Consider the following 253-nt stretch of genomic DNA (forward strand, 5'->3'; position numbering starts at 1 on the left):
GGATGTTCACTGAAAGGGGTGCGCGATGAAAACCAAGATGCATTTTTAGTTAAGGTGCCACAGCAACGCTACGAACTCGAACACAAGGGAGCGGTTGCATGCATCGCAGATGGTGCCAGTTGCAGTGACAATAGTCAGAAGGCGAGTCATACCGCGGTAATGCAGTTTGTTGCTGACTACTACGCTACCCCTGACAGTTGGAGTATCCAACACTGCGCCAGCAAAATCCTCACCTCTATGAACAACTGGTTGT

At 49.8% G+C, this 253-nt stretch carries 1 pseudogene; it reads left to right on the forward strand.

The window, feature by feature from the left end:
• Positions 1-253: pseudogene (locus AB4585_RS22955) on the forward strand (bifunctional protein-serine/threonine kinase/phosphatase); the annotation flags it as partial.

Origin of the sequence: Vibrio sp. 10N.222.49.C9 (assembly GCF_041474985.1) — a bacterium.
GTDB classification, from domain to species: Bacteria; Pseudomonadota; Gammaproteobacteria; order Enterobacterales; family Vibrionaceae; genus Vibrio; species Vibrio crassostreae_C.